The 23,289-nt window shown below is 58.6% G+C and carries 20 protein-coding genes and 1 tRNA gene; 10 read left to right on the top strand and 11 right to left on the bottom strand.

The features are described from left to right. The first annotated feature begins 56 nt into the window (after positions 1–56). Positions 57–482, top strand: coding sequence for an Lrp/AsnC family transcriptional regulator (locus tag FE840_RS03160; RefSeq protein WP_138287267.1), 426 nt, complete (start codon positions 57–59; stop codon positions 480–482). A gap of 4 nt (positions 483–486) precedes the next feature. On the opposite strand, the gene FE840_RS03155 is transcribed toward FE840_RS03160, so the two are convergent. From FE840_RS03155 to FE840_RS03145, 3 genes are all read right to left on the bottom strand, one after another. Continuing rightward, positions 487–4,647 (bottom strand): translocation/assembly module TamB domain-containing protein, encoded by a 4,161-nt coding sequence (locus FE840_RS03155; protein ID WP_138287268.1) that lies wholly within the window; start codon positions 4,645–4,647, stop codon positions 487–489. Positions 4,648–4,676: 29 nt separating this feature from the next. Next, positions 4,677–6,611 (bottom strand): autotransporter assembly complex protein TamA, encoded by a 1,935-nt coding sequence (locus FE840_RS03150; RefSeq protein ID WP_138287270.1) that lies wholly within the window; start codon positions 6,609–6,611, stop codon positions 4,677–4,679. A 140-nt stretch (positions 6,612–6,751) separates the two neighbouring features. Further along, on the bottom strand, positions 6,752–7,015 hold the full coding sequence (locus FE840_RS03145; protein WP_138287272.1) for a YMGG-like glycine zipper-containing protein: 264 nt from the start codon (positions 7,013–7,015) through the stop codon (positions 6,752–6,754). A 313-nt stretch (positions 7,016–7,328) separates the two neighbouring features. Here FE840_RS03145 and FE840_RS03140 point away from each other — a divergent pair, with 313 nt between their 5' ends. The 4 genes from FE840_RS03140 to hemA all read left to right on the top strand — a co-directional run bounded on the left by FE840_RS03140 (position 7,329) and on the right by hemA (position 12,541). Beyond that, positions 7,329–7,817, top strand: a complete 489-nt coding sequence (locus tag FE840_RS03140) for a (2Fe-2S)-binding protein (protein ID WP_138287274.1) — start codon at positions 7,329–7,331, stop codon at positions 7,815–7,817. Positions 7,818–7,928: 111 nt separating this feature from the next. Next, positions 7,929–10,295: a xanthine dehydrogenase family protein molybdopterin-binding subunit gene (locus tag FE840_RS03135; RefSeq protein WP_138287276.1), complete on the top strand. Its 2,367-nt coding sequence runs from the start codon at positions 7,929–7,931 to the stop codon at positions 10,293–10,295. Between the two features lie 12 nt (positions 10,296–10,307). After that, positions 10,308–11,108 carry an FAD binding domain-containing protein gene (locus FE840_RS03130; RefSeq protein WP_138287278.1) on the top strand — a complete coding sequence of 267 codons (801 nt, stop codon included), beginning with the start codon at positions 10,308–10,310 and terminating at the stop codon, positions 11,106–11,108. A gap of 218 nt (positions 11,109–11,326) precedes the next feature. Next, positions 11,327–12,541 carry a 5-aminolevulinate synthase gene (hemA, locus tag FE840_RS03125; protein ID WP_138287279.1) on the top strand — a complete coding sequence of 405 codons (1,215 nt, stop codon included), beginning with the start codon at positions 11,327–11,329 and terminating at the stop codon, positions 12,539–12,541. Between the two features lie 40 nt (positions 12,542–12,581). On the opposite strand, the gene dxr is transcribed toward hemA, so the two are convergent. After that, positions 12,582–13,775 carry a 1-deoxy-D-xylulose-5-phosphate reductoisomerase gene (dxr, locus tag FE840_RS03120; protein WP_138287281.1) on the bottom strand — a complete coding sequence of 398 codons (1,194 nt, stop codon included), beginning with the start codon at positions 13,773–13,775 and terminating at the stop codon, positions 12,582–12,584. A gap of 104 nt (positions 13,776–13,879) precedes the next feature. Here dxr and FE840_RS03115 point away from each other — a divergent pair, with 104 nt between their 5' ends. Then, positions 13,880–15,733, top strand: coding sequence for a heavy metal translocating P-type ATPase (locus FE840_RS03115; RefSeq protein WP_138287283.1), 1,854 nt, complete (start codon positions 13,880–13,882; stop codon positions 15,731–15,733). Here the strand turns inward: FE840_RS03115 and FE840_RS03110 are convergent. Further along, entirely contained in the window at positions 15,730–16,491 is a 762-nt protein-coding gene (locus FE840_RS03110; RefSeq protein WP_138287285.1) for a BON domain-containing protein, read from the bottom strand. The two genes, FE840_RS03115 and FE840_RS03110, sit on opposite strands and share 4 nt — an antisense overlap. A 185-nt stretch (positions 16,492–16,676) precedes the next feature. On the opposite strand from FE840_RS03110, the gene FE840_RS03105 reads away from it, so the two are divergent. Further along, positions 16,677–17,177, top strand: a complete 501-nt coding sequence (locus FE840_RS03105) for a YciE/YciF ferroxidase family protein (RefSeq protein WP_138287286.1) — start codon at positions 16,677–16,679, stop codon at positions 17,175–17,177. Between the two features lie 48 nt (positions 17,178–17,225). Here FE840_RS03105 and FE840_RS03100 read toward each other — a convergent pair whose 3' ends face one another. The 3 genes from FE840_RS03100 to FE840_RS03090 form a co-directional block, all read right to left on the bottom strand. Further along, on the bottom strand, positions 17,226–18,266 hold the full coding sequence (locus tag FE840_RS03100; protein ID WP_425502193.1) for a DNA topoisomerase IB: 1,041 nt from the start codon (positions 18,264–18,266) through the stop codon (positions 17,226–17,228). Positions 18,267–18,298: 32 nt separating this feature from the next. Beyond that, positions 18,299–18,862, bottom strand: coding sequence for a sigma-70 family RNA polymerase sigma factor (locus tag FE840_RS03095; protein ID WP_425502160.1), 564 nt, complete (start codon positions 18,860–18,862; stop codon positions 18,299–18,301). Positions 18,863–18,931: 69 nt separating this feature from the next. Then, positions 18,932–19,195 carry a hypothetical protein gene (locus FE840_RS03090; RefSeq protein ID WP_138287292.1) on the bottom strand — a complete coding sequence of 88 codons (264 nt, stop codon included), beginning with the start codon at positions 19,193–19,195 and terminating at the stop codon, positions 18,932–18,934. Between the two features lie 207 nt (positions 19,196–19,402). Here FE840_RS03090 and FE840_RS03085 point away from each other — a divergent pair, with 207 nt between their 5' ends. After that, positions 19,403–19,744, top strand: coding sequence for a hypothetical protein (locus tag FE840_RS03085; RefSeq protein WP_138287294.1), 342 nt, complete (start codon positions 19,403–19,405; stop codon positions 19,742–19,744). Positions 19,745–19,903: 159 nt separating this feature from the next. Further along, a complete protein-coding gene (locus FE840_RS03080) occupies positions 19,904–20,074 on the top strand; it encodes a hypothetical protein (RefSeq protein WP_171033691.1) in 171 nt (56 codons plus the stop codon). 280 nt (positions 20,075–20,354) lie between these two features. On the opposite strand, the gene FE840_RS03075 is transcribed toward FE840_RS03080, so the two are convergent. From FE840_RS03075 to FE840_RS03065, 3 genes are all read right to left on the bottom strand, one after another. Further along, entirely contained in the window at positions 20,355–20,588 is a 234-nt protein-coding gene (locus tag FE840_RS03075; RefSeq protein ID WP_138287296.1) for a hypothetical protein, read from the bottom strand. Positions 20,589–20,715: 127 nt separating this feature from the next. Continuing rightward, a tRNA-Arg gene (locus FE840_RS03070) sits at positions 20,716–20,792 on the bottom strand. 58 nt (positions 20,793–20,850) lie between these two features. Next, a complete protein-coding gene (locus tag FE840_RS03065) occupies positions 20,851–22,014 on the bottom strand; it encodes a M20 aminoacylase family protein (RefSeq protein ID WP_138287298.1) in 1,164 nt (387 codons plus the stop codon). Positions 22,015–22,193: 179 nt separating this feature from the next. On the opposite strand from FE840_RS03065, the gene FE840_RS03060 reads away from it, so the two are divergent. Continuing rightward, positions 22,194–23,282, top strand: coding sequence for a D-alanyl-D-alanine carboxypeptidase family protein (locus FE840_RS03060; RefSeq protein WP_138287405.1), 1,089 nt, complete (start codon positions 22,194–22,196; stop codon positions 23,280–23,282). The last annotated feature ends 7 nt before the right edge of the window (positions 23,283–23,289 follow it).

Below are 23,289 nucleotides of genomic sequence, written 5' to 3'. Positions count from 1 at the left end.
CATAAAGTTCATTTCATTCTGCATTATGCAGCTTCTTGATGACAAAGTGTTGAAGCATGGACGATCTGGACCGCGAGATACTCGGCGCATTACGCCAGAATGCACGCATTCCTGCGGCGTCCCTTGCGGCGATGACCGGGGCGTCACGCGCGACAATTGCGGCGCGTATCGATCGCTTGGTGGCGAATGGCACAATTGCCGCATTCACCATCCGCACAGGGCAGGAAATCCAGCCCAGCGGGGTTCGCGCGGTCGTCATGATCGAAGTTGTCGGCAAGTATGGCGACCGTGTCGCGCATCAGTTGCGGGGCATTCCTCAGGTTCGCGCACTTCATAGTACCAATGGCCGCTGGGATTTCATTGCAGAGCTTGAAGAGCGCGATCTCGCCGGTTTCGATGAAACGCTGCGACGAATTCGCTCGATCGAAGGGATCAACTCGTCGGAGTCCAGCATCCTGCTGAAAACCAGCAAGATGACGTGACCGATCAGTATTCCTTCTCGTAATAGATACCTGCTCCGGCCCCGCGACCGCCCGCTTCGCCCTTCAGCTTCAACCCGCGACCGATGTCGAGATTGATGATCGCCTTGCTGTCGCCGTTGCCGCTTTGTTGGAGCTCCAGATAGGTTCGATCATTCAGGTATTTTCCGGCGCTGAATGTCGTTTGTCCGGTTTCGTCCGTCGAGATGTCGAGGTCGTCGACGCCAAGCGTCGACCTTAGCGCCTGAAAAAGCGAGGAAGACGTGCCGCCTGCCAGCTGCGCTGCGGCGTCTGCCAATTGGGCGATCTGCAGGGGTGAGAGACGAGACAGGGACTGGCCGAAGATCAGCTCTGCGAGAATTTCATCCTGTGGCAAGGCTGGAGACGATGAGAAGGCAATCGCGGGATCATTCGCCAGGCCGGAAATGGTAATCGTGATCGTCGTGCTGTTTGAGGTCGTCGTCGCCTCCATGTCGAGCCTTGGAACGAGCGAGCCGGCGAAGGTGATCGTGCCTCTGGTAAACTGAAGCCGTTTCGTCAGGATCTGAAGGCGTCCCCGTCTCAGCTCGAATGCTCCCACTGCGATCGGAGAGGATACTGTTCCTGTGAGCGTCAATGCGCCGCCCAGTTCGGCATCGATGCCGCGACCCCGGACAAAGATCTGAGACGGCGACGATACCCTGACGTCAAGCCGAACCGGAGAGTTGGATTGCGTGCCATCCGCCGGGCGAACCTCTGTCGTCTGGTTTCGCACAGCCTGAGGCGCATTGCGATGTCTTATGTCGATCTCCGCAAGGCTCGACGGCAGGCGTTCGGGAATTGTGATGGAAGTCTCATCAAGGTTCACCGTGCCTGCCAGCAAAGGCCCGGCAAGCAGCGGCCCTGTGAGCGTCAGATTCCCGTTAACCCTGCTGGTCACCGTGGTTCCGTCGACATAGACCGCATTGTCCAAAACAATTGCGATGTCAGCAGGGAGACCAGCACCTGTCAGATTGATTGTACCGTTGACGCTGACAGTGCCGCCCGTTGCAAGGCGACCTGTCAGGTTGGAGATCTCGGCTGTTGTTCCCGTGAAGTTGACGCTGCCGTTCAGCCCCTCCAGGGCCAGGTTGCGGCGCACATCCACGAGCCGGCTTTCGCTTGTCGTAATCTGACCACGGATCTGCGGGTTCATAGTGGTGCCGGTCACGGAAAGATCAACGGCTGCCTGGCCTTCAAGGGAGAGGCCCTGCGGCGCCAGGATGCTGGTCAGCAACTGAAACGGGATAACGCCATCAAACTGCAGATCGAGTCTCTGGTTGGCAAGGGAGATTGAGCCACCGCCGGACAACGACAAGCCGCTGCCACTGACATTGGTCTCAATCGTCAGCTGATTGTTCTGGAAGCTTCCTTCTGCGGTAACGGTTAGCGGAGGCAGATTGGCGCTGCGCGTTTGGGCCACCTGAGCCTCGGACCATGTCAAATCATAGGTCACATTTGGTGCAGCAGGTGTCCCGGTGACCTCGGCGCTACCTGAAATCGTCCCGGACGGTGCGATGTCCGGTGCAAAGGCAGACGCGAGGCTCGCAGGAACAGAATTGAGCTGCAAGTTGAGGTCGAGGCTTTGACCCGCCGTCCCGCTTACGGTCACTTCCCCCGTTCCAACTGACAGCGTGGTTGGGGGGATCGTCGCCGTGCCATCGGATACTGTAAGGTTCAGCGGTTCGTTCAGCTGGATCGGGATGCCGCGGATGGTGGTCGAGAAAGGATCGATGTCGATCTCAAGGCCATTATCGCCCTGGCGAAGGTTTGTATTAAGCTGGATAGGGACGCCGTCCAGCAGTCCCTCGGCATCGATCGCGGTGTTGCCCGCCAGTTGTTCAAGCGAGATGGTCGGATCCTGGATACGGGTTTCGCCAGACCGGATTTCCTCCGCCGTCAGACTACCCTCAGCAGACAGTTCGGCAAGGTTTGAGGCAGAGATATCAAGCCTTGGTTTGGATATCGACAGTCCGTCACGCGACAGTTGATCGCCTTCGGCTCGGATATCGGCGCTCGTGTTTTCGCCGGTCGAAGACAGGCGAACCTCCCCGCTAAGATCCCCAGAGATTTCCTGGCCCGCGAGGGCTGCCAAGGGACCAATGTCCGGCAGATCGAAATTGATCGTGCCGGAGGGGCGGAAATTGTCGTTGAGTGTGAGCGACCCTTCGACGGTGTTTTCACCATTGCTCAGCCTGATCTGCGGGATGCGTGTCTGTCCATCCTCCGTAGTCAGTTCCGCCGAGCCCTCGATCGGTTGGCCTCCAAGGCGCCCTGAAAGTGTGATGTCGCCTCTGGGGTTTACCGGGTCCGCCGTACCTTGTGCTGTGACGGTCAGATCCTCGATGTCATATCCGGCGGCTTGGCCTTCCGGCACAGTGACTGTTGCCTCGCCCTCAAGTTCATCTAGTGGGCCGCTTGCCGAAATACTCAGATTGGCTCGTCCGCTGATGTTTTCGGAGAGCAGCGACAGATCGTTGAGTTCACCCTCGAGATTGACGTTTACCTCATTGTTTGCGTCAAGGCTCGCCTCGCCGGAGATGGACCCCTTGTCGGTCAAGATCGTCAGGTCACTGATCGCGATGTCTCGCGGCGGACGGTAGTCAATGTGGCCACGTATGGACACCTCATTTTCCAGACGGGATGCCAATTGCTCAGGCAGAAGAGTGGGACTGACTGTTGTTGCAAAGTCGGCTGAGAGACTGTTTTGTGCGAGGTCGTAAACCCCGGACGCTTGCCCATCAATGCGACCGCTGTCGAGGGAGAGTGAGAGGACCTCGACACTGTCGGCCTTCAGCATGATGTCGGCTGCGATCTCTACCGGTGCTTCGAGATACTGAGACAATGTCGGGTCTGTCGAGCGGACTTGCGCCGCCGAGGCTTTGATCGTCAGCGGACCACTGCGATCAGCAATGTCGAACCCGTTACTCGACAAGGCAATTTCAATGTCTGATAGCTGAGTATCCGGGATTTGGAGTTGCGCAAGGGAAAGAGCAGCAGTCAGGGAGGCGTTTGAAGCCATGCCACTAAGTTCAAGTGACAGGTCTTCCAGGGCAAAGGAGAGCGGGGTTTCACCAACCGTCCATTGAATGGACACAGGCTCACCGGTTGCTCTGAAGATAGCGGATAACGTATTTTCTCCGGTGGCGTCATAGCGACCGGACGCTTCCACAGCGAGACTGGCCGAGCGAAGATTACCCCGTTCAATGGTGATGGCGCCGGAGGGATCAAGCACCGTCGAAACGTCAATTTCTGTTTCGCCGGCAAAGGGCTCGCGCAGTTGCGGCGGCAAGAGTTCGGCAAACTGCCCCTGTCCGTCGATAGTGATGCGCCGTTGCTGGTTGTCGAGAAGCTCATGTTCGACCATCAGATTGGCGGTGGGCTGTCCGTCCAGTTCGGCGCCGATCATGCCGCGCCAATCGCTGATGGGACCGTCTCCTTGAATGTCCAGACTGAGCGCCGGGTCACCAGGCAATTGCAGCATGGACGCCAGAAGTCCGCCCTGCGGCTCTGAAAAATCGACATCGAGACGCAACCGGTTGTCATCAGGCGCATAGGCGACATCGCCTCTGAGCCTTGCCTCCCCACCACTCAGTTGCTGCATGTCGAGCGAAGCCTGAAGCTCGCTGCCAATTGCCTGGGCACTGCCCGTTACACCGAAATTTGCCTGCCGACCTGCAATCGCCTCTCCGACCTCGACCCTTGGCAGATTGAGCTCCTCGACGTCGATCTCGATCGGTAGCGAGAAGGGCGCTCCATCGTCGGCTTGCTGTGTGTCACTCGGCTCTGGTGGACGCAATAGGCTCACTGTTTCGGCAAAAATTCGGTCCGCCGTGAAGCGACCGGACAAGAGGTCCAGCGGGGACCATTGAAGCGAGAGATCGTCGACCTGCGCATAGACGCCTTCTTTGTCTGCAACCGTGATCCGGTCGATCGTCAGCTCTCGGCGGAGCAGCGGGCTCGGACCCTCGATCCTGATCTGCTGGTTTTCCGAAGAGATCAGTCCAGCGATCTGCTCTGCTGCAAACTCGGCTCCGAAACGGGTGAAGCCACCAAGCAGAAGCCCCACGATCAGAAGTGTCATCACAACCGCGAACGCGGCAGCAATGATGCGACCAATCCAGAAAAATGCGGACTTCATCAGTGTCATGAGGCCTTGCTCGTCATCGCGCAATCGGATCAGAAGCTCTGACCGATCCCAGCATAAATTCCGTAAGTGCTGCCACCCTCATATCGTTGAAGCGGAACAGCGACATCGAGACGAAGGGGCCCGAACGGTGTCATATAGCGCAGGCCCACGCCGGCTCCCATACGCAGATCCGAAAAGTCTGGTGTCACGTCTGCTGAAACGGTGCCGAAGTCGAAGAATGGCACGATGCCGATGGTTTCCGTCACGCTGATGCGGGCCTCGACCGATCCGGTGACATAGGAGCGTCCGCCCGTTGCCTTGCCGGCAGCGTTGTAGGGCGAAATCTCCTGGAACGAATAGCCGCGCACGGAGCCGCCGCCGCCGGCAAAGAACCGCCGCGTGGCGGGAATTGCGGACAGGTCGCTGCCGCCAAAGAGTGAGCCTGCGTCCAGCCTTGCTGCAAGGACGAGCCGATCCTCTTCGCCAAGACCGAGATAGCCAGAGATGGACCCCTCCACGGACGTAAAGAAGGTGCTGCCGAAGACATCATAGCTGGGTGTCGTCGAAATGCTGGCGCGATAGCCCTCGGTCGGGTTCAGGCGATTGTCTCGGCTGTCGCGGGTATAGGTGAGCGGAACGCCGAGGGTCAGGTAGTCGTTTTCGCCAAAGGCATCCTTGATCATGTCATAGGTCAGGGAAAGCCCGCCCGTCACCGTATCGGTATCATTGATCTCGTAGGAAAGGCTTGCAGATCCGAGGAAGGAGTCTGCTTCGTAGTGGTCCGTGTTGAGCGTCTCTCCCGCGAGCCTTGCCTCGAAGGTCGCTGAGGGGAAGAAGGCGCCGGGCTTGATGAAGGTTGCGCCAAGACTGTAATTCAGGTCCGAGACATCGGTCACATCGCTGACTTCGCCGAGACCTGATATGGAGCCTTCCAGCCGCAGGGACTCAGCCTCGCCGAAGAGGTTGCGGTGGCCCCAATAGCCTTCCAGCCCGAGACCGTCGATCGAGGAATAATTTGCGCCGACACCGAAGTAGCGGTGTTTGCCTTCCGACACGACGATCCCGATCGGAAGCCCGCCCTCCGGCCCGAGTTCTTCGGCTTCCTCGATCGAGACCGATGAGAAAACGCCCAGAGCCCGCAGGCGTTCTGCGGCTTTGCGCAATTGTTGCGGCGAATATTCCTCTCCCTCGCGCAGACGCGAATAGCGCTCGATGAAAGCCGGCTCAACGGAACGTGCGCCCTTGACTGTCACATTGCCGATGGGTGCCACTGGTCCGCCCTCGATCGCGATCGTCACATCCACTGTCGTGGTTGCGTGATCGGCAACGACGTCGCGGCTGGCCAGGGTGGTCAGGGGGCGCCCCTGTTGCTTGACGGCGTTCACCATGCGATCGGTCGCGTTGATGATCGTCAGCGATCCAGCTTCTCCCCCGGTCGTCAGCCCATATTCGGAGGCGTCGAGGCTGGCGGCATCGCCCTCGAGACTGATATCTCCAAGTGTGAATAGGGGTCCAGGCGCGACATTGATCGACACGGGGATCGGTTCGCTGCGGTCAAAGGTCGGGCTCGGTGGGAGGCTGTCGATATCGCGGCCGGCGATCAATACGGTGACGATGCCGCCGTAACGGGCGTTCTCGTAAAGTGTTGCAATAAGTCGGTCTCGATCATCGCGAGCCTTGATCACAAGACCGAGGTCGCCGGAGACGGGTTCATCTTCTTCCTGGATCAGCAAGGATGCCTGTTCGAGCTTCTCAGCAATCTCTTCCGAAGCCCCTGTTACGTCGATGCTTACGTTAAAGCTGACCGGATCCACGACTTCGAGCTCCGGCTCGTCGCTGCCAAAAAGCTCTATGCCAAAGAGTTCTAGCGCGGAAGCCGGTTTGGTCGTGACAGGATTCAGGAAAGCAAGGCACACAGCAAACGCTGTTGTACCAATACGTCGAAACGACGTACCGTCTGGCGACGACAAACTCTTACTCGGCATACGCAATTTCGCTTTCGCGACTGTTTGGGCTTCCCCCGCCCATGTGCAACTTAAGCGAAAAACAGCGAAAAAGAATATAGAAAATTCGGTTTTTCCGGAGAAAACAGGCAGGCGCGCCGCGCGCACCCGCCTGTTCAAGATCAGTAGCCGCGCGGGCAGCTATCAATGTAGCGGCGACCATAGCGGTCACGATAGTAGCACTGGCCGGGCTGCTGGCTGACATTGCCGATGACAGCGCCAGACACGCCGCCGATGGCTGCGCCGACAGCCGCGCCACGGACGTTGCCGGTCACCGCGCCACCGATAATCGCACCAGCACCCGCACCGATGGCCGCGCCACGTTCCGTCTGGGTGCAGCTGGCTGCCGACAAGCCAACCAGCAAGAGCACAAGAGCCTTTTTCATCGATTTCTCTCCTAGTTCATGGTTCCGGTCGGGCCGGATCGATTCTCTCGCGCCACCCCACCCCGGGCATTCTGGCTTTGGCGGTGCGCCTTTGAACCATAGCTTCATCATCATGAATGTCTATGGCCTTGAGCGCCCCATCTGGAAGTGGCTTCCTTCCATGAGCGTTCGAAGATGAACGCAGGATTTACAAGGCTCCCATTGCTGCGCTGCGGAATGGAATTTTTCGTTTCGCCATCGCAAAGTTGTTGATCGCCACACGGAAAACACACACGATAAGCCCAGTGTCAGGGAGGACACGAGGAGGAACAACATGACGAAGGTGACGCTGACGGTGAACGGCCGCTCAGTGAGCGGTGAGTGCGAAGACCGCACGCTGCTCGTACATTTCATTCGGGAAAATCTGGGACTGACAGGAACGCATGTGGGCTGTGATACGACCCAGTGCGGCACCTGCGTCGTTCACATGGACGGGAAATCGATCAAAAGCTGTTCGATCCTTGCCGTTCAGGCGTCCGGCTCTTCGATCACCACCATCGAAGGCATTTCAAACAATGGCGAGCTTCACCCCGTCCAGGCTGCCTTCAAGGAACATCATGGTCTGCAATGCGGCTTCTGCACGCCGGGCATGGTGATGACGGCGCTCGACATGATCTGTCGTCACAATGGCTCCCTCGATGAAGCCACGGTGCGGCATGAACTGGAAGGCAATATCTGTCGCTGCACCGGCTACCACAACATCGTCAAGGCCGTGCTGGCAGCCAATGAAGAAATGCATGCGGGCCGTCAGGCCGCCGAATAAGGCGCTTGGCAGGGCTCGTAGGAACCGGGCTCATCATGAGCCTGAGGGTTCATTGTACGGCTGCTGCCCGATGTCACTGACCGGAATCCTGTTTTTCTGGAGGAGAAGAAGATGGGTGTGGAAGGAATTGGCGCGCGCGTGACGCGCAAGGAAGACAAGCGGTTCTTGACCGGCAAGGGCCGGTATACGGATGACATGGTCGTTCCGGGTATGAAGTTTGCGAGCTTTGTACGCTCGCCCTATGCTCATGCAAAGATCAAATCGATCGACGTTTCTGCGGCCAAGGCCATGCCGGGCGTGATTGACGTTCTCGACGGCAAGCAGCTTCTGGCAGACGGTATCGGCAATCTGATCTGCGGCTGGATGATCCATTCCAAAGACGGCAGTCCGATGAAAATGGGTGCCTGGCGACCACTGGCGCATGAAAAGGTTCGTTATGTGGGCGATGCCGTTGCAATCGTGATTGCGGACAGTGTCGGCGAGGCGCGTGATGCAGCCGAAGCGGTCGTCGTGGATTATGAGGAATTGCCTGTCGTTACCGACGCAGTCGCGGCTCTGCAGTCTGGCGCACCGGAGCTTCATCCCGAGGCCCCCGGCAACCTGATCTTTGACTGGGAAATCGGTGACAGCGCTGCCGCAGATGCGGCTATTGCCCAGGCGGCCCATGTGACCGAGATCGAGATCCTCAATAACCGGCTTTCGCCCAATCCCATGGAGCCGCGGGCGACCCTGGGGGTTTATGACACGGCAGAGGATCACTTCACCTGCTACACAACGTCCCAGAATCCGCATGTGGCGCGCCTTGTGATGAGCGCCTTCTATAATGTCGCGCCGGAGCACAAGCTCCGCGTCATCGCGCCCGACGTCGGCGGCGGTTTCGGTTCCAAAATCTATATCTATCCCGAAGAGGTGGTGTGTCTCTGGGCTTCCAAGAAAACCGGCGTGCCGGTCAAGTGGACGTCGGACCGCACCGAAGCCTTCCTTACCGATGCCCATGGACGCGATCACGTGTCCAAGGTGAAGATGGCCTTTGACAAGGACAACAACATCATTGGCCTGAAGGTCGACACGGTCGCCAATCTCGGGGCCTATATGTCGCTCTTCTCGTCGTCGGTGCCGACCTATCTCTACGCGACACTTCTGTCGGGTCAGTACGCCATCCCCGCGATCCACTGCAATGTCCGCACCGTCTATACAAATACCGTCCCGGTCGATGCCTATCGCGGGGCAGGGCGACCGGAAGCGACCTATCTGCTGGAGCGGACCGTCGAAACGGCGGCCCGTGAACTGGGCGTCTCGCCCGCTGAGCTGCGTCGGCAGAACTTCATCCGCAGCTTCCCATACCAGACGCCGGTCATCATGTGCTACGACGCTGGTGACTATGAGGCATCGCTCTCTGCGGCAATGGAAGCGTCAGACTGGAACGGCTTCCCAGCCCGCAAGGCAGAAGCCGCCAAACGTGGCAAGCTGCGCGGCATCGGCATGAGCTGCTACATCGAAGCCTGCGGCATCGCGCCGTCGGCGGCGGTTGGTTCGCTGGGTGCCGGTGTTGGCCTATGGGAATCGGCTGAGGTTCGGGTGAATGCCGTTGGCACCGTCGAGGTGCTCACCGGTTCGCACAGCCATGGCCAGGGCCATGAAACCACATTTGCCCAACTTGTTGCCGAGCGGCTCGGTGTGCCATTGGACAATGTCTCGATCGTCCATGGTGATACTGACAAGGTCCAGATGGGCATGGGCACCTATGGTTCCCGCTCCGGTGCGGTCGGCATGTCCGCTATTGTCAAGGCGCTCGACAAGGTCGAGGCCAAGGCGAAGAAGATCGCAGCGCATCTGATGGAAGCTGACGAGAGCGACGTCGTCATTGAAAACGGGGAACTGAAGGTTGCCGGAACCGACAAGGCGGTTCCATGGTTCCAAGTGGCGCTGGCTGCCTATACGGCGCACAACCTGCCATCCGGCATGGAGCCCGGCCTCAAGGAGGGGGCCTTCTATGATCCCTCCAACTTTACCTTCCCGGCGGGCTGCTACATCGCCGAGGTCGAGGTTGATCCCGAAACGGGCAAGACCGAGATCATCCAGTTCGTCGCGGCAGACGACTTCGGTAACATCATCAACCCGATGATTGTCGAGGGACAGGTGCATGGAGGCATTGCCCAAGGCATCGGACAGGCCCTTCTCGAAGGGGTTCGTTATGATTCGGCGACCGGCCAGCTACTGACGGCAAGCTACATGGATTACGCCATGCCGCGTGCCGATGATCTGCCGTCCTTCCAGGTGTCGCATCAGAACACGCCGTGTCCGGGCAATCCACTCGGGATCAAGGGATGCGGTGAGGCCGGGGCCATCGGTTCACCACCAGCTCTGATGAATGCCATCACCGATGCGATCGGCAATAATCACCTGAACATGCCCGCAACCCCGCTTGCCGTCTGGACTGCCTTGCAGGCCGTTCAGACGCGGCAGGCCGCTGAATGAGGGAGGAAGATCATGCAGCTTTATTCAACGAGTTATCAGCGTGCGTCCTCCTTGTCAGAGGCGGTCAGCCTGCTGAAAGAAGCAGATGACGGGCAGTTCATCGCCGGTGGTCAGACCCTGATCGCCGCCCTCAAGCAGCGGCTTGCCCAGCCGTCCGATCTGATCGACCTGCGGCACCTGCCGGAACTCAAGGGGATCAGCGTGGATGGTCGAAACGTGACCATCGGTGCCGGTGTCACCCATGCCGACGTTGCTTCGTCTGCCGCGCTTCGGGCGGTCTGTCCGGCACTTTGCCATCTCGCTTCGCTGATCGGGGATCCCCATGTGCGGCACATGGGTACGATCGGCGGTTCGGTGGCCAATGATGATCCGGCTGCAGATTATCCCGCCGCCATGCTGGGGCTGGGAGCGACTATCGTCACCGATCACCGCAGCATTGCAGCCGACGACTTCTTCGTTGGCCTGTTCGAGACAGCACTGGAGCCTGGTGAGATCATCACAGGTGTCACCTTCACGGCGCCTGAGAAGGCTGGTTATGCGAAGTTCCCCAACCCTGCTTCCCGCTATGCGATGACCGGCGTCTTCGTGGCCCAATCGGGTGGCGAAGTTCGAGTTGCGGTGACGGGTGCCGGTTCGGAAGGCGTTTTCCGCCATGGCGGTCTGGAAGCGGCGCTTGCGTCCAACTGGTCGCCGCAGTCGGTTGATGGTGTCGAGATTGAAACTGCATCGCTGATGGCCGACATGCACTGCACGGCAGAGTATCGCGCCAATCTCATAAAGGTGATGGCAAAGCGCGCAGTCCAGGCCAGCTGAGCTTTCGTCGTGCACCAGAAAACAAAGGACGGCTTCGGTCGTCCTTTTTTATCGTAATTGACGCAGATCAAGTTGGCAGGGACCATAATTCATTAGCAATTGATTGCGAGAATTCTGATTTGCGCGCCATTTGTCGCAGTTTAGAATGAATTTACAAAACGGGGGTTGACCCTGATGCCGTTGGCTTTCAAAAGAAAGTCAAAGACTGGAGCTTGGGCATGGATTTCGAGGCGTTTTTCAAGAGCGAATTGGACGGACTTCACGAAGAAGGACGTTACCGTGTCTTTGCCGATCTGGAACGCCAGCGTGGCAATTTTCCCCGAGCAACCCGCTATACGGAAAACGGCACTCAGGACGTGACGGTCTGGTGTTCGAACGACTATCTTGGAATGGGTCAGAACGAACTTGTCGTCAACGCCATGAAACAGGCGATCGATGACTGTGGCGCCGGTGCCGGTGGCACCCGCAACATTTCCGGCACCAATCATTATCATGTTCTGCTGGAGCGCGAGCTTGCCGATCTGCATGGCAAGGAATCGGCGCTGATCTTCACCTCAGGTTACATTTCCAACTGGGCGACGCTTGGCACGCTCGGTGCGAAGATCCCCGGCCTGATCATCTTTTCAGACGCCCTGAACCATGCATCGATGATCGAAGGCATTCGCCATTCCAAGGCCGAGCGTGTCATCTGGAAGCATAACGATCTGAAGGACCTTGAGGCCAAGCTGGCTGCTGCCGATCCGAAGGCGCCGAAGATGATCGCGTTCGAATCCGTCTATTCGATGGATGGCGATATCGCGCCGATCAAGGAGATCTGTGATCTCGCCGACAAATATGGCGCGATGACTTATCTCGACGAAGTTCATGCCGTCGGCATGTATGGAGCCCATGGTGGCGGTATTGCCGAGCGCGAAGGCCTGATGGATCGCCTGACGATTATCGAAGGCACACTTGGCAAGGCATTCGGCGTGATGGGTGGCTATATCGCCGCTTCTGCTGCCCTTTGCGACTTCGTCCGCTCCTTTGCCTCGGGCTTCATCTTCACGACGGCTCTGCCGCCGGCTCTGGCCGCTGGAGCCTTGGCTTCGATCCGTCATCTGAAGACCAGCCAGATCGAGCGCTTTGCCCATCAGGAACGTGTGCGTCGCCTGCGCTCCATGCTGGACGCCGCCGGCATCCCGCATATGCCGAACCCGAGCCATATCGTGCCGGTCATGGTCGGCGACGCCGCCAAGTGCAAGTGGATCTCCGACCTGCTGCTCGACAACTGTTCCATCTATGTGCAGCCGATCAACTACCCGACGGTCCCGAAAAAGACCGAACGCCTGCGCATTACGCCAACGCCCTTGCATTCGGACGCCGATCTCGAACATCTCGTCGGTTCGCTGCATCAGCTCTGGTCGCGTTGCGCGCTTGCGCGTGCGGTGGCCTGAACAAGCCGCAAATCTGCTGTGTTGATTGAATGCAGGCCTCCTACTGGGCGGCCTTTGCATAGGTGGCAATGACGCCTTTCGCGCGACCGCGCGCTTCTGCGTCAGCGGCAAAAACGTCATCTATGCTGCTTCCAGGCGGACACTGCACCATGTCGTCCATCACCTGTTCCACCACGTCTGCCATATCGAGGAAGCGGATCTTCTCCTCGACAAAGGCGCCGAACGCCGTTTCCTCCGCTGCATTCAGAATTGCGCCCTGCAATCCGCCGCGTTCCAATGCGGTTCGGGCAAGTCGCAATGCGGGAAAACGGGTTTCGTCCGGTGCTTCGAAATCCAGTCTTGATAGCTTTGCAAAATCGAGCCGGTCGACATTCAGGGCAGGGCGTTTTGGGTATGTCAGTGCATAGCCGATTGCCGTGCGCATATCGGGGACGCCCAGCTGGGCCATTACCGAACCATCGGCGTAGCCGACCATGGAATGGATGATCGACTGAGGATGTACCACAACCTCGATCTGATCCGGTCGGACGTTGAACAGGTGCCTGGCCTCGATCATCTCCAGGGCCTTGTTGAACATAGATGCGCTGCCAACAGAGATCTTCAAACCCATTGACCAGTTGGGATGCGCGCGCGCGGTGGCGAGCGTCACATTTTCCATCTGCTCGCGTGTATGGGTTCTGAACGGTCCTCCGGAGGCAGTCAGAATGATGCGCTCAAGGGCATGCCGTTGCGGCTCCTCGAGACATTGGAAGATCGCCGAATGTTCGCTGTCGACGGGGATCAGCCGCCCTCCGCCCTTCCGGACAGCTTCGACGAAGAGCGAACCTGCGGACACGAGGCATTCCTTGTTGGCGAGCGCTATATCGGCGCCTCGGGCTGCAGCCGTCAGTGTCGGGGCAAGTCCTGCGGTTCCAACGATTGCCGCCATCACCCAGCCGGCATCAAGGCTCGCGGCCTCATCGAGGCCTGACGCGCCGGCTGCCACGGCGATCCCCGTACCAGACAGTTCATCCTTCAGTGTCTGATAGTGTTGTTCATCTGCTGTCACGGCAAGCTTCGCGCCGAATGCGCGTGCCTGTTCGGCCAGAAGCGCTATGTTGCCATTTCCCGTCAGGGCCATGATCTCGAAGCGTTCGCGACCACCCAGCTGTTGGACGACATCCAGCGTGTTGACGCCGATCGATCCCGTCGAACCTAAGAGGGTGATGCGGCGACGCCTGTCAGTGTCAGTCATGCGGCTTATGTCCGAATTGCTTCAGTATCAGAAGGCTCTACAAGGGAAAGCGAATGCCAGCAAGGGTCCGTGCTGTATGTTCGGTAAGCTGCACCGGAGTCAACATGATCGCCTTTACCAAGACCTATGATCGAGCTGCGCCATTTCTTCTCGTCGTCATCGCCATTTGCGGCCTTGTCGGCGGCGGTCTCCTGCACTGGTTCGAGCTGCCGTTGCATGGCGAATCGCTCTGGCGTGCCGGTGCACTGGTCGTTCTTGTGGCACTCTGTCTGCAGATTGTCCGTTCCCTGGTTGCTGGCCGGGCTGGTGTCGATCTCATTGCGGCACTGTCCATCGGCGTGGGGCTTGCCCTCGACCAGACGCTGGCTGCTGCCATTGTTGCGGTTATGTATGCGGGTGGGCAGCAGCTTGAAAACTATGCCGAAGGACGCGCGCGACGCGACATGACCGCTCTGCTTGGTCGTGTCGCCCGCACTGCCATGCGCTATCAGCCGTCAGGTCTTATGGAAGTTCCGATCGAAGATCTCGTCCCCGGCAACAGAATCCTGCTGCGCAAGGGTGAAGTGGTTCCCGTAGACGGCAGGGTCTCCAAGGGGAACGCGATCCTCGATCTTTCCGCACTCACGGGGGAAGCCGTGCCGGTCGAGATCGGGGCCGGGGGCGAAGTCCCAAGCGGTGCAACCGTCGTTTCTGCACCCTTTGACCTTTCCGTTCTTCGTCCCTCGGCGCAGAGTACCTATGCTGGCATCGTTCGGCTGGTCGAGGCAGCGCAGGAAAGCCGGGCGCCGATGGTGCGCCTTGCAGATCGCTATGCGCTCAGTTTCCTTGCCATCACGCTCGTCTTTGCGGGTTTTGCTTATTGGCTGAGCGGTGATCCAGTCCGGGCTCTGGCGGTTCTGGTCGTCGCGACGCCCTGTCCGCTGATCCTTGCCGTGCCTGTGGCGCTCATCTCCGGGATGTCCAAGGCGGCTGCCAATGGCGTTCTCATCAAGTCCGGTGGTGCGCTTGAAGCGCTGGCCTCCGTCAAGATTGCCGTCATGGACAAGACCGGCACCCTGACCGGTGGTAAGCCGAAGGTTACGGAAGTGATTTGTGAAGCGGGTTTCACGTCAGATCATGTGCTATCTCTGGCGGCTGGTCTCGATCAGGCATCCGGTCATGTGATGGCAACCGCACTGATCGAGGCAGCCGCTTCGAGAGGTTTGAAGCTCGCCTCCCCAGATGAGGTTGAAGAAGCGCCAGGGGAGGGTTTGCACGGCAGGGTCGACGGGGTCCGGATTGCCGTCGGCGGTCGCGGTTATGTCGCCCGGTTTACAGGCATTTTGCCGCCAAAGCTCAAGCTCGATGATGGTATCGCAGTCGTTCATGTTGCCATTGATGGTATCCTTGCAGCCCGGATTTTATTGTCTGACCGCATCCGCGCAGATGCTGCGGACAGTCTGGCCGCCTTCCGCACAGCAGGTGTTACCCGTCTGGTGCTGGCATCTGGTGATCAGACGTCAATTGTCGAACGAGCCGCGACAAGCCTTGGTGTGGATGCAGCCCATGGTGAACTGAAGCCGGAAGACAAGGTCCGTCTCGTGGAGGCCGAACGTCGTCAGGGCGCGGTCATGATGGTTGGTGATGGCGTTAATGACGCGCCGGCACTTGCCCTTGCCGATGTCGGGGTTGCCATGGGTGCGCGGGGGTCTGCGGCTTCCTCGGAAGCGGCGGATGTCGTGTTGCTGACCGATGATCTTGGTCGTCTCCCGGTCGCCCTTGCCATAGCGCAAAGAAGCCGGCGCATCGCACTGCAAAGCGCCATCGCCGGCCTCTGTCTGTCCGCAGTCGCAATGGTGGCCGCGACCTTCGGTTATCTTTTGCCGGTGGAGGGGGCCGTCTTGCAGGAGGTGATCGATGTCGCCGTCATCCTCAATGCACTAAGGGCCCTCACACCGCCAAAACTGGCAACTGGCTAGATCGACGTCTGTGTCTGGCCCTCGCCCGAGGTGCGAACGCGAAGGTTATTCTGGACGTGACTGACGCCCGAGACCTCGTCCACGCAATCTTCGGCACGGCGCTTTTCCCAACGGTCTGTGACAAAGCCGCTGAGCGTCACTTCGCCATCCTTTACGCTCACCTCGATGTCCGAGGCATCGACTGAGCCGTCATCGGCGAGACGGTCATTCGCGTCCTCCTGTATTCGGGAATCGGAACGCTTGTAGCCCTTGGGTCCCTTGCCGCGATGGGTGTCACGTTCGCGTCTCCTGGACGCCTCGTCATCGCCGAACCAGGATGCCACCTCGTCGCTCGCCCGATCCAGAAAGCCGCGATCTTCCTCGGGCTCGCCTCGACGTCGACCATAGCCGCCCCGATAGGAAGGATGATCGGATGGATAATAGCCGCTGCCCGCCCCGCGGGCATATCCACGGGTGCGGTCGCCATAGCCCCGATCGCTCATGTCGCCGTAATAGCCGAGGTCGTCGGTTGTCCAGTCCTCACGGCCCATGCGGGGATAACGCGACCCGGCATAGGAGCCGTAGCCACCTTCATTTCCATAGTCCATCTGTCGATCAGGGCCATAGCGGTCGGCATCGGGTCGGCGTTGCTCGTAGCCTCGGACAAAGCCGCTTTCGCCGGGGCCGTAGTCACCGTCGCCACTATACCCACCAGGTCTTCGCTGGACGTTGCGGGCTTCGCGGCTTGCATACCAGTTGTCTCTGTCTCGGTTGACCATATCTTGATCCTCCTTGGTTCCGGGCCGCTGTATCGCGGCGTCCCGTGTCCAACGTCCGTTGGGGGCGAACGTTCCTTGAAAGGCCCCTCATCGTCGGCCCACGATTGACTCCATTCGGCAGGAACAATTGGAGGTGATCTCCTGTTGTTAGGGAGCTTGTTTCTAAGCGATAGGAGATAAATCACATGGCTGAGAAAACCCTTGAAGACCTGTTCCACGAAACGCTGAAGGACATCTATTACGCCGAGCGTAAGATCCTGAAGACACTGCCGAAAATGGCCCGTGGAGCACAGGACGAAAAGCTGAAGGCTGCCTTCGAAAAGCACCGGGACGAGACGGAAGGCCAGATCGAGCGGCTCCAGCAGGTATTTGAAATGATTGGAAAGCGCCCCCGGGCAAAGACCTGTGATGCCATCGAAGGCATTGTCTCGGAGGGTGAAGAGATCCTTGAAGAGTTCAAAGGTACCGCGGCCTTAGACGCAGGTCTGCTTGCAGCGGCTCAGGCGGTCGAGCACTACGAAATCAGCCGCTACGGTACTCTTCATGCCTGGGCCGAACAGCTGGGCTACAAGGATGCTGCCAAACTTCTCAAGCAGACGCTGGATGAGGAATCCAGGACGGACGAAGCGCTGACCAAGCTTGCCGAGAAGGCGGTCAATACAGCTGCCCAGAAAAAGGCTGCGTGATCATTCATCACGCTGATGATTGAAGCCGGCTCCCCAAGCCGGCTTTTGTCATGTCTGCTCATCTCGAACAGAAGCCTGCTGCAGAAATGCCATTAATCGATCCTCGTCTCTCCTGAGCCCACTAATCTTATCTGGCTGATCCACCAAGACCAGACGTTCTGCTGCGTCGTCATCGGAAGCAAGCTTCAGGATATGAGGATGGACATAGCTGTTGCGGCAAATTGCCGGAGTGTTGTGCAGTGTCTCGGCGGCGGCTTGGCACATGAGCTTGACGGTAATCTTCTCGCCCGCGCGAAGTGCTTTGCCCGCCGCGGCGAGGGCCGCGACGCTGCCGCCCCATGTGCGAAAGGTCTTGGCGGAGACGTGATTGCCGCTCGTTTCCGACAAGTATTGGTTCAGGCGACCGGAATCGATGCGATGGAGTGTACCTCCGCTGTCCTTCCACGAGAACAGGTCGCGGCCTGGCAGGTCGGAAATCTCCTCCAGCACGCGTTGCAGTCTCGGATGCCGCAATGTGCGGCGAACGCGCTTTCCTCCCTTTGCAGTAAAGCTGATGCGGATCGCGTCTTCGTCGAAATGCAGGTGGCGTTTCAGCAGGGTTGTCGCCCCGAAAGTCTTGTTTTCCTCGGCATAGCTGCGGTTTCCGACCCGCATGTGGGTCACATCAAGCAGTATGACGAGTGTCGCGAGGAGAAATGTCTGAAGGTCGCCGTCCCCCTTGAGGTCTTCAAGAACATGGCGGCGGATGACGGGCAGTTTCCTGCCGAAGGGCAACAGTTGATCGAACTTCTGCTGGCTTCTCCAGGCAGCCCAGTCTGGATGATAGCGGTATTGCTTGCGCCCTTTGGCGTCGAGACCCGTCGCTTGCAGATGCCCCTTCGGATCGAGACAAATCCAGACCTGTTCATAGGCTGGCGGGAGGCCAAGATTGCGGATGCGGGCCAGTGTCGCATGATCATCGAGCCGGGCACCATCTGGCCAACGATAGGCAAAGCCCTTGCCGCATCTTCGCCGAGTGATCCCCGGCATGGTATCTGTCACATAAATCAGACCCATCTGCCGCAGGCTGGCTAAATCCGGTTTCAACAGATCGGCTTGTGGTCGCCTTTCATCTGATGCATTCATTCGAGTGAGGCGGGGGAAGACACTTCTCCGAGTTCGCGTCTCAATTGCTGGCGTGCCCTGCTCAGCCGGCTTTTCACCGTTCCGACAGCGCAGCCGCAAATCTCGGCGGCATCCTCATAGCGCTCTCCCAGCATGACGATCAGGACCAGCATTTCGCGATGATGCGATGGCAAGCGTTCCAGAGCTCTGCGAACCTCTTCCGCTTGGACAGTCCATTCCTGGCTTGCCTCCGTCGTCAGTCGAGCCGTGATCCCTTCCGGCAGGCCGATCGTCTCGCGGCTGCTTTTCTTGATACGGGTGCAAAACGTGTTGCGCATGATTGTGAAGAGCCAGGATTTAAGCCGCGTACCCGGTTCGAACTTGTCGAGGTTGGCGAGCGCTTTCGTGAGCGTCTCCTGCACGAGATCATCGGCTTCTTCCGGCTTGGGGCAGAATGTCCGGGCAAAGGCCCTCAAAGCGGGAATGAGTTCAACCACCTCGGATTGTGCGGCAAGCTCTGGTCTTTGTGTCGACAAGGTCGCCCTCCTCCAGGGATAAATGCAATTGAGCGCAATGCGCATGAAACGTCCTTGAGCAACCAAGGTTCCGCTGGCGCGGAGATGAGCGGATCGAGGTATGCGTTCGAACCTTCATTTGCGGGAAACGAATTTGTTGAAGCGGCTCTGACTGCCCGAATTGATCTTGTCCTGATGCAAGAAAGCCAGATCATTCTCCTCGAAGATCCGGAAGAACTGGTCCCAGTCGATCGGCTCAAGAGACTCTTCGGGTTCGCCGAAATCGATACGGAGAATACCTCCGGGCTTGGTCGATTTCACGCGGGCAGGCCGGCCATTGCGTTCTTCCACCCACCGCCGGATACTCTCATGATCGGTGGTCTGTTGCGCGTCCGACATCCCGTTCTCCGTCGTTTGATATTGTCAGGCTTCGACTCGAACGCCGCCCCCGCTGCGATGTTCCACAGTAATACCAAATGTCGATCCTGCGGGTTCCTGTCATCGACACTTGCTATATGTTCTGAAGGTTTGCGGGAACATCTCGATGCCCCTCTGGTTCGACCGCTTGCAACAGCAGTGAAGACGAATCCCGCGAGGACGACAAAGATGAAACAAGTGGAAATGGCAGAGGGGCAGGGTAGCCTTCATGTGGGGGATAGCCATGCGCTCGTGACCTACCAGCTGAAGGCACTAGCCGCGACGGACGAAAGCTGGCATGTCACGGTCAGCTTGAAGGCCCCTCGGGACTGGTTGCTCCAGATGGGATTTTCCTCCGTCGCCGAGTTGCAGCGCAATCACGACGGTTCGGTCGAAGTCGGTCTGGCCGAACCTCTGGATGTGGGAGACAACATCTCAGTCACTCTCCACTCGGAAGCCATGATGTTTGACAGTCGTGAAGCCATGTCGGAAAAATTTCCGGAGTTCGGCAGCTTGCCCGGTGCGGTGTGAGAGGATGGCCCCATGGGCTATTTCGACCGTGCGATCAGGCATGTCGGATTTCCGTTCGCTGATAAGGCAATCCGATTTCCCAACATTTGCGTAGTGGTGAAATGTAAGTGAACCGTAACTGCTGGCAGTTGCAAGTTGGTAACGGCCGGAGGACATGACATGGCACAGAAGACAAAAACCGACCCAGACTCCTCCCGAGCCCGCAAGGACGATGTCGTCCATCAGAAGCTGAACATCCTGATGAGCGAACTGAAGCGCGAAGATGTGCCGCCACATTTGCATGACCTGGCGCTGCAATTGCAGGATGCCTTGAATGAGCGGCAGGATTAAATCCGTCGCTCCAGACCTCGGAACCAACGCGTCCTAACGGGGTTGCTTGCTTATGGATCTCTTTCAAAGGAGCAAACATGAGCAATTTCTTATGGTTCTTTGCAGTCGCAATCGGTCCCGTCATCCTGGGAGGCGCGCTGTTATTCGCGCTGACGAGGCAGCGCAAACTGTCTTCCCGGGAAAAGCTGTCTCAATCGGAAACTATCAGAGACCTCTATGACAAGGATAGCCGGGACCGGATGCGATGAATATCCGGGGGCGAGACGGCCCCCGTTCATTGTCAGACGAAGTTGCCATTCTTGGGATCGTAGCGTTTGCCCTTGGCCATCAAGGCCAGTTCCACAAGCTCTTCTTCGTCATGCACTCCATTCTCATAGAGATAAACCAAGAGTGCGGCTGCATTTTCTGCATACGTCATGTCGGGGATCAAGTTTTCCTGGCGATTGATCCGTCTTACCGCTCTTTCGACGATGTCGGCTTTGTTGGCCGATGCGCCTTGGGATGCAGATACCATAATGGTGTCCTCCCTGGTTGGGAGCCGACGGAAACCTCCGCCCGCTTCGTGGCACAGGCCTTATCATGAGCATTTTAGCAGTTTGTACAACCCTTCAATATCTAGGGTTCGACAATTGGAGATATGGTGGTGATCCCGACGTGATTCGAACACGTGACCCTCAGATTAGGAATCTGATGCTCTATCCTGCTGAGCTACGGGACCACTAATCCCCTGCATACAAAAGCCGAAGCTCCAAGCCAAGAGCTTTTGCGGAGGAATGCTAGGCCGGCAATCGCTGCTCCACCAATTTGGCCCAATAGGACACCCCATAGGCGATGGCTTCGTCATTGAAGTCATAGGCTGGATTGTGCAGGCCAGCAGTTTCGCCATTGCCGATCAGGATATAGGCGCCGGGCCTTGCCTGCAGCATGAAGGCGAAGTCTTCACCGGCCATGGTCGGATCGACCTCCGTGTCGACGTGATCTCGTCCTGCAACATCGATGGCTGCCTGTGCGGCAAAATTCGTCTGGTCGGCGTGATTGACCGTGACCGGGCAAGCGCGCTCATAGTCGTATTCGATGGCGGCGCCGTGGGCGGCGGCGATGCCGGCGGCGATCTCGCCGATCCGGCGCTCGGCCAGGTCGCGGACCTCTTCGTCCAGCGAACGTACCGTTCCGGAGATAAAGGCCTCTTCGGGGATGATGTTGTGGGTGGTCCCGGCATGGAACTGTGTCACCGAGACCACGACGGAGCGCAGCGGATTGGCATTGCGTGCGGCGATCGTCTGCAGGGCGCCGACGATCTGGGCACCGATGACTATGGTATCGGCGGTGTTGTGCGGTTCCGCCGCGTGGCCGCCACGGCCGGTAAGCTTCAGTGAGAACTTGTCGGGAGCCGCCATGATGCCCCCCTTGCGAATGGCGAAGGTGCCGACCGGCAGTCCCGGCATGTTATGCATGCCGTAGACCTCTTCGATCGCGAAACGATCCATCAGGCCATCCTCGACCATGGCGAGCGCACCCCGCCCGCCTTCTTCCGCAGGTTGAAATATCACGGCAGCACGTCCGGCGAAATTGCGGGTCTCTGCGAGATACTTTGCAGCCCCCAGAAGCATGGATGTATGGCCATCATGCCCACATGCATGCATGCGGCCCGGGATGGTCGAGGCATAGTCCTTGCCGGTAATCTCGTCCAGTGGTAGCGCATCCATATCGGCGCGCAGGCCGATCGTGCGGCTGCTCGAACCGCGACCGTTGATAATGCCGACTACACCCGTCCTGCCCAACCCTGTCACGATTTCATCGACGCCGAATTCCCGGAGCTTCCTTTCAACGAAGGCCGCGGTATCGTGAACTTCGTAGAGGATCTCCGGGTGGGCATGCAGATGGCGGCGCCACTCGGTTGCTTCCTCTTGGATTTCCGAAGCGCGATTCAGGACGGGCATGGTGTTTTCCTGCTAACTGTTTTTGACATCACGGAATTGTCGGGACGGAAAGTGCGCCCTAAGATTGACGTATGCAATGGGCTTTGCCATTGCTTCACTACATATGGCAAGCATCTCTGGTTTGCGAGTTCCATCCATATCGCATGAGGAAATAAGCCGTGTTTACGAAGTCTGCCCGCATGTCATGCATGACGGCCCGCCTGCGTCAGGCCGCAGCCGGAGCCTGCCTGCTTGCACTTGTTGCACCGGTTGCCGCCGAGGCAAATCCGACAATGGTCGTCGATGTCGGTAGCGGTCGCGTCATTGCGCATGAGGAAGCTTTCAAGAAATGGTATCCGGCGTCGCTCACCAAGCTGATGTCCGTCTATACTGCTTTTCGAGCGATCAAGGCTGGCGAAATCTCGTTGAATACGGTCATCACGATGAGTGAAAAGGCCGCAGCGCAGCCGGCCAGCAAAATGTATTTCAGGCCGGGTGCCCAACTCACGCTCGACAGTGCGCTCAAGCTCATGATCGTCAAATCGGCAAATGACGTTTCGGTTGCAGTTGGCGAGGCGATCAGCGGCAGTAATGACAAGTTCATTGCGCGGATGAATGCCGAAGCCCAGCGTCTCGGCATGACCTCCTCGCGCTTCGTCAATGCCAATGGCCTGCCCGGCAAGGGCCAATATACGACGGCGCGGGATATGGCGCTGCTGGCGGTGGCGCTGCGTCGCGAGTTTCCCGAGTATGCGTCATATTTCGCGCTTGAAGGGGTGACGACCGGTTCAAAAGATTACCCGAACTTCAACCTCCTGATCGGTCGCTTCAACGGAGCGGATGGCATGAAGACCGGTTACATCTGTGCGTCAGGCTTCAATCAGGTCTCCTCTGCCACCCGCAATGGCCGCACTGTCGTCTCCGTTGTTCTTGGTTCGGACAGCCTGGGCGCGCGCGCGGATCTTTCTGCTGAACTCCTCCAAAAGGGATTGACGGCTTCCCGTGCCGGCGAGCTTCTCACCCAGTTGCGGCCCTATGGCGACGGGCGTGATCGGGTCACGGACATCAGCGCTGAAATCTGCAACCCGACTGCGCGCCAGATCCGCAGCGAGGGCCGCGATGATGCAGGCCGGATGAAGCTCTTGTCTCCCTATATCCGGGAAATGGGTCGTCCGCCGAGAATGGTTTTTGCCGGACTGGTGCCGGGTAGCGAAACCCCGAGGAAGCCTGCGGCCGGTGCTGGCGAGATCGCCAATGTACCGATCCCGAAGCCCCGACCCACATTCTGAGATCCAG

Origin of the sequence: Peteryoungia desertarenae (assembly GCF_005860795.2) — a bacterium.
GTDB lineage: Bacteria > Pseudomonadota > Alphaproteobacteria > Rhizobiales > Rhizobiaceae > Allorhizobium > Allorhizobium desertarenae.
Note: the sequence above shows the minus strand (reverse complement) of the source record. Positions and strands in the feature narration are given on the sequence as shown.